Annotated in this window: 5 protein-coding genes; all 5 read right to left on the bottom strand. The window is 45.2% G+C overall.

All coding sequences use genetic code 11. The annotated features are described in order from the left end of the window. Positions 1-517 (bottom strand): TerC family protein (locus tag AC1DUA_RS20585; protein ID WP_477501547.1); only part of this gene is annotated, 517 nt, incomplete at its 3' end. Positions 518-599: 82 nt separating this feature from the next. After that, positions 600-1,808 carry a tRNA uracil 4-sulfurtransferase ThiI gene (thiI, locus tag AC1DUA_RS20580; RefSeq protein ID WP_477501546.1) on the bottom strand — a complete coding sequence of 403 codons (1,209 nt, stop codon included), beginning with the start codon at positions 1,806-1,808 and terminating at the stop codon, positions 600-602. Further along, entirely contained in the window at positions 1,805-2,983 is a 1,179-nt protein-coding gene (locus AC1DUA_RS20575; RefSeq protein ID WP_477501545.1) for a cysteine desulfurase family protein, read from the bottom strand. Before AC1DUA_RS20575 ends, thiI begins: the two co-directional genes overlap by 4 nt. Positions 2,984-3,147: 164 nt before the next feature. After that, a complete protein-coding gene (locus AC1DUA_RS20570) occupies positions 3,148-3,846 on the bottom strand; it encodes a lytic transglycosylase domain-containing protein (protein ID WP_477501544.1) in 699 nt (232 codons plus the stop codon). A 125-nt stretch (positions 3,847-3,971) separates the two neighbouring features. After that, a complete protein-coding gene (locus AC1DUA_RS20565; protein WP_477501548.1) occupies positions 3,972-5,264 on the bottom strand; it encodes a hemolysin family protein in 1,293 nt (430 codons plus the stop codon). Positions 5,265-5,736: the final 472 nt, after the last annotated feature.

Below are 5,736 nucleotides of genomic sequence, written 5' to 3'. Positions count from 1 at the left end.
CTGTATAGCCGAGGATACCTGCCCCTAAAAGAACAAGAACCGGATATTTGTGCAGCAAATTCATAACCAATGTGCTTCCCCAAATGATGATAGGGATACTGAGTCCAATTCCCAATATAATCACTGTATTATTGCCGTTGCCTTTGGCTGCAATCGCTAGCACATTGTCAAGACTCATCACGAAATCCGCGACGATAATTGTCCAGATGGCTTTGCCAAGTGTCGACGCCTCTTTCACATTCGCATGACTGTCATCATCGGTCAGTAATTTGATTGCAATCCAGAATAATAAGATCGATCCGCCCGCTTGAATATAGGGAATATCGAGAAGGCTCACAGCCACTAACGTCAGCACCAGCCGCAACGCTATAGCTCCGAAAGCCCCCCACCACACGGCCAGCTTACGCTGTTCAACGGGAAGATTTTTACTCGCGAGCGCAATAACAACCGCATTATCGCCGCTAAGCACAATATTGATCAACATAATTTGTAAAAACAAAATGAGCGCATCAATCATGCTTATCTTTCCTCCCGGGGTGCATGGCGAGCTGGTGAAGAGTGGTGATGAAGTCACCTACTGCTCGGCGCCGGAAAAGCATTTAGAAGAAATGCTGATCGGGCACCTTCTTCATTTGACCATGTACAATTTCAATCGTTTCCGTTTGTTCAACGGCTTTCTGGATCAGTTCCGGCAAAAAGTCCATGCTGTTCTCGATTCGCTCTACCATTTGCAAATTCGGATTGGTGCTCGGAGAGGGAGGAAGAAATAAGGAGCAGCAATCTTCATATGGTAAAATTGAAATCGGGAACGTGCCGATACTTTCGGCAATCCGGATAATTTCTTGCTTGTCCATCATCATGAGCGGCTGCAAAATCGGCAAGGTGACAACGCGCCCAATCACATTCAAGCTCGGAAGAGTTTGACTAGCTACCTGTCCTAAGCTTTCCCCAGTCACCAACGCGCTCAGACCTTCAYGATCAGCAATTTGCTCCGCAATGCGATACATAGCTCTTCGGATCAGCGTGACTAATAAATTATCCTTATATTCGCGGTGTATGGACGTCTGCACTTCCGTAAATGGYACTAGGTGCAGTCTGATAGAATCCGTGTACCCTGCAAGCTGGTGAGCCAGATCTATCACTTTGTCCTTTGCCCGTTCACTTGTATAAGGATAACTATGAAAGTGAATCGCTTCGAGGGTAAGCCCTTTTCGCATCCCTAACCAACCTGCTACAGGACTATCAATTCCTCCAGAAAGCATCAGCAATGCCTTTCCGCTCGTGTCTGCCGGGAATCCCCCCGCTCCCTCAATAACTTCTGCATACAAAAGCACTTGATCTTCACGAATTTCCACACGAAGCTCGACTTCCGGATCACAAACATCCACTTGCAGTCCTGGGATCCCTTCAAGAATGTAGCCTCCGACGAGATAATTCATTTGCTGGGAGTCTAGCGGAAAAGATTTATTAACCCTGCGGACATTCACCTTAAAGGTGCTTGGAGCTTTTGGAAAATTTTGCATAATGCGCAGGGCAGCTTCTTTAATGGCCTCTGGCTCCATAGGAGCATGGTAGGCCGGACTGAACGATGCCAGTCCAAATACGCGCTGCAATGCTTCCGAAGCCTCTTCATAAGCTGCTCCCCCTAGCTCCACATATACGCGCCCGTACTCCGTAATATACCTCAAATCAGGAAATGCCCCTAAAACTTTGCGAATTTGTGTGATGACGCTGCGCTCAAAACGCTTACGATTCCTGCCTTTCAGTGTTAATTCACCAAAACGCAAGATTAAACAATCCGGTTTCATTTTTGCTGCCCCTTTCTGGCTGTTGATTTGCTTAACATAGGAGAAAGTTCATTCACAACATCCCTAAGTGCTAGCAAAAATTGGTCCATATCTTCTAGCTGATGCTCATCCGAAAAGCTGACTCTAAGCCCGCTAACCGCTTGCTCACGCGTACACCCTAATGCCAGCATAACATCGCTGGGATCAGATGCATCCGAAGCACAGGCTGATTTCGTTGATATATAGATTTGTCTTTGCTCTAAAGCATGAACGACAACTTCCGCTTTCATCCCGGTAAAAGCAAAATGGACAATGTGCGGAGCCATCTCCTCATGACGCTCAGATCCCATTAATGTTAGCTCTGGAATCGTAAGGATACCGTCTACTAGATGGCGTCTTAGACGATATTTATGCTCCAGCTTCGCTGGCAAGTTCTGCATGGACAGGCGCAGAGCCTTGGCCATCCCAACGATGAGCGGAACATTCTCCGTTCCTGAGCGAAGTCCGTCTTCTTGCCCTCCGCCAACGAGTTGCGGCTTCAGCTGCACACCCTCTCTGCGGAACAAAAAGCCCACTCCCTTGGGTCCGCGAAACTTATGCGCAGAAACGCTGCATAAATCTATCCTCCATTCCTTAATCGAAAAAGGAAGCTTTGCGATGCCTTGCACGGCGTCTACATGAAACACCACTTTCGGGTACTTGGCCAGCAGCTCCCCGATTGCTTGAATAGGCTGAATTGTGCCTACTTCGTTATTGACATACATCACGCTGACCAAAATTGTATCTTCACAAAGGGCTTCGCGAAGCGTCTGCACTTCTAGACAGCCGTTCCGATTAACTGGCAAATACGTAACGCGAAATCCCTCGCGCTCCAAACCAAGAAAAACTTCCTTCACAGAAGGATGCTCAATTTGTGTCGTGATTAGATGCTTGCCCCGATTCTGATACTGATAGGCAGCACCTCGAATTGCTAGATTATTACTCTCCGTTCCTCCGGATGTGCATATAATACTAGCTGGCATCACGCCTAAAGTTCCTGCTATCACTTCTTTAGCGCTCTGCAGCAGCTTCTCTGCTTGGACACCTAATCCATGAATGGATGACGGATTTCCATAGTGCAATTTCATAACTTCTGCTATCGTATCGATGACTTCGTTATATGGCGGTGTAGTTGCCGCGTTATCCAAATATAGCATGTCCTTGCTGATTCCCCTTTTTCCCAAACCCTGCAGTTATGCAATCGAAATAATTTCCTTCCATCATTAAAGCCTAAAACAGAGCATAACTCAAGCATGTACCTGAACACAAAAAGCTGATCTCCGCATGATTCATGCGAAAATCAGCTCCTTGAAATTGCCGCTTACAGTGAAAATTTCATTTTATGACCTAGAACCTGGGAGACATACGCTTGCGTTTCCTTCGGTAATTGGTGCAATTTATTAGATAAGTCCTGGTCACTCTTGATGCCCAAGCGATCCACACGTCCTGGACCGGCATTGTACGCTGCAAGCGCAACTCCTTCATTCCCATTGTACTTCTGGATCAGATTGCTCAGGAAGTGCGTACCCGCATCCACGTTCTGCTTAGGATCAAATGGATTCGTCACGCCATAGCCGCGCCCGGTGCCGTCCATAAGCTGCATTAAGCCTTTGGCGCCTGCTGGAGAGACTGCCTGATGGTTGAAATCGGATTCCTGTTGAATGACCGCTTTCACCAACGACTCATCGACTCCGTATTTGGCGCTAGCCTCTTTAATCAAACCATCAAACTGTGAAGTTGAAGTAGATTGACTCCAACTTTGCAGCGGTGTGTAGGCTTTATTCAATGCGCCCAAAGAACCTGGTACGCTATTTGCTGTCATAGGATTGAGCAAGGATTGACCGTCAAGCCCAGAACCGGCGGCTTGTCCCATTATCGTGTTCAGCAGAGTGCTGAAGTCACCGGAATCGTCCGTACTGGATGTGTCGTTATCCCCGGATAACAAACTAATTTTACTCATCAGCTGAAGCTGCAGCAGCTCCTTGAGAACTCTTGGATCAATACTGTTCGTGCTGTTCATCCGTCAGACCTCGTTTCTTATCATCATTCGTTGTTTTTATTGTACACGTTTTGTGCCCTCACGACTATCCTAAAATTTCCGAATCATAAAAAAAAGGACAGTCATTAGACTGTCCCTCTATCTTTTCAAGAAATGTTCTGTTGTAGATATTCATCTTGTTCTGTCATTTTTCTAACAATCAATCTCGAAATTCGCAAGTGATCTGTTTCTTCCACGATGAACAAGAACTCATCGTTATAAGTCACTTGTTGATTCTTGCTTGGCGGAATCTCTGTCTGCGAGTAGATCCAGCCGCCAATTGTATCATAATCATCAGACTCAATATCAAGCCCGAAATAATCATTCACTTCATCGATCAAAAGCAGACCGTCAATGGAAAACGTGTGCTCATCTTTGATTTCGATCGTTGGACGTTCCTCATCGAATTCATCCTGAATTTCACCAACGATTTCTTCCATGATGTCTTCCAGTGTTACAAGTCCTGATGTACCGCCATATTCATCAATAAGCAGCGCCATCTGGCTCTTTCTTTTTTGCATCATTTTCAGCAAATCACTGATATGAATGGAATCCGGCACCGTCGTAATCGGACGGATAATCTTCTTGATTCCTTTCAAGTTCGCATCCGGCTTAAGCAAATCCTTAATATGGACGAAGCCAATGATATTGTCTTTGTCCGGATCACATACCGGATAGCGCGTACGCATTTCCTTAATCGCTATGGCTAGATTCTCCGAATAGGAAAGTCCGGCATACAAACATTCCATCTCGGTTCTTGGAATCATAATTTCTCTGGCTGTTGTCTCGGCGAATCCGAATATATTATCAACAAGCGTAAGCTCTGTGTTATCTATAAGTCCATTTTTGTGGCTCTCTTTCATGAGGACACGAATTTCATCCTCCGTATGCGCCGATTCATGTTCCGTTGTCGGTTCAATACCAGCACGGCGAAGCATCCAGTTGGAGATCCCGTTTAGCAACCAAATAAATGGATACATGATTTTGTAGAATAAGACCATCGGTCCCGCGGAAAGCAACGTGATCTGTTCAGCTTTACGAATCGCATATGTTTTGGGGAATTGTTCACCCAGTGTGATATGCAAAGTGGTCATCAATGAAAAGGCAATAATAAAGGTAATCGTGTGGAACACCGAATCTGGTAAATTCAGCGGAGCGAATAGTGGTTCCAAAATTTTTGCAAAGGTCGGCTCCCCGACATAACCAAGTCCCAACGAAGTAAGTGTAATCCCGAGCTGACAAGCACCTAAGTACGCATCGAGATTGTTCATAATTCCTTGCGCGAATTTCGCATTACGGCGACCTTCATCTACAAGGGAATCAATTCGACTACCTCTTACTTTCACCATCGCGAATTCAGCTGCGACAAAAAAACCATTCAGTAACACCAGTCCAAACATTAATAGAAAGCTAATTAACGTTTCGGGCAAAGGATCTTCCAATACCTTACCTATCCCCTGTCAAGCGCGGTTTCCGCACCAAGGAGAGTAGGTACACCTCCCTTAATTTTAATTTAAAGTTGAATTATCACTTTTCATTATATAATAATACTGTAATCATTCAAAGGTGCGAATATGACTCYTGAAGCCAAATAGTACGAGCAAACGGGAGTATAGGGTTTAAAATGATGCCATAATGAGTCTTAACCCGCTATTTATCCCTCTAAAACACGAATATACCCGATTTTCTTCTGAAAATGAAAAACAAGCCGAAATCTCGGCTTGTTTTTCAGCATTAAGAATAAAATGGAAATAGTAAAAAATAGGCAGCAACAGCAATAAAACCAAGCACCACTGACCAGGTTCCGATTCCTTTGTTGCCCATAAGGAATGCAATAACCCCTAACACAATGCCCGATACACCAAGCAGTAC

The sequence above is a fragment of the Paenibacillus sp. 01T422 genome (assembly GCF_056398785.1).
Note: the sequence above shows the minus strand (reverse complement) of the source record. Positions and strands in the feature narration are given on the sequence as shown.

Coding starts and splice junctions, on each gene's coding strand:
- AC1DUA_RS20570 (WP_477501544.1), bottom strand. CDS start 3,846: ATGAACAGCACGAACAGTATTGATCCAAGAGTTCTCAAGGAGCTGCTG.
- AC1DUA_RS20575 (WP_477501545.1), bottom strand. CDS start 2,983: ATGCTATATTTGGATAACGCGGCAACTACACCGCCATATAACGAAGTC.
- AC1DUA_RS20565 (WP_477501548.1), bottom strand. CDS start 5,264: ATGTTTGGACTGGTGTTACTGAATGGTTTTTTTGTCGCAGCTGAATTC.